This window comes from Thauera phenylacetica B4P (genome assembly GCF_000310225.1).
GTDB lineage: Bacteria > Pseudomonadota > Gammaproteobacteria > Burkholderiales > Rhodocyclaceae > Thauera > Thauera phenylacetica.
This window is the reverse complement of the sequence record NZ_AMXF01000542.1, coordinates 1-781: the sequence shown is the minus strand read 5'-3', so window position 1 is coordinate 781 and position 781 is coordinate 1. Positions and strand designations below refer to the sequence as shown.

At 68.9% G+C, this 781-nt stretch carries 1 protein-coding gene; it reads right to left on the bottom strand.

Going from position 1 to position 781, the window contains the following annotated elements:
• Positions 1-4: 4 nt before the first annotated feature.
• The coding region (locus C667_RS23560) for an AMP-binding enzyme (protein WP_004391379.1) at positions 5-781 on the bottom strand (777 nt) is incomplete at its 5' end.

Below are 781 nucleotides of genomic sequence, written 5' to 3'. Positions count from 1 at the left end.
CTCCTCAGCCCTGCAGCTCGGCGCGGTCGCGGAAGTGCGCCAGCGCCTCGGGGTTGGCGAGCGCCTCCTGGTTCTTCACCGCGCGCCCATGCACCACGTTCCTCACCGCCAGTTCGACGATCTTGCCGCTCTTGGTGCGCGGGATGTCCGCCACCTGCAGCACCTTGGCCGGCACGTGGCGCGGCGTGGTGTTGTCGCGGATGGTCTGGCGGATGCGGCGCACCAGCTCGTCGTCGAGCGCGAGCCCCTCGCGCAGCTTCACGAACAGCACCACGCGCACGTCGCTGGGGTTCTGCGGCGGCCAGTCCTGCCCGATCACCAGCGACTCGACGACCTCGTGCAGCTTCTCGACCTGGCGGTAGATCTCCGCGGTGCCGATGCGCACCCCGCCGGGGTTGAGCGTGGCGTCCGAGCGGCCGTAGATGACCAGCCCGCCGTGCGCGGTGATTTCGCAGAAGTCGCCGTGGCACCACACGTTGTCGAAGCGATCGAAGTAGGCGGCGTGGTACTTGCTGCCGTCGGCGTCGTTCCAGAAGCCGATCGGCATCACCGGGAAGGGCTTGCTGCACACCAGCTCGCCCTTTTCGCCGCGCACGGGCTTGCCGTCGTCGTCCCACACGTCCACCGCCATGCCCAGCCCGCGGCACTGGATCTCGCCGCGCCACACCGGCAGCACCGGGGAGCCGAGCACGAAGCAGGAGATGATGTCGGTGCCGCCCGAGATCGAGGAGAGCTGCAGGTCGGCCTTGATGTCGCGATAGACGTAGTCGAAGCCTTCGGG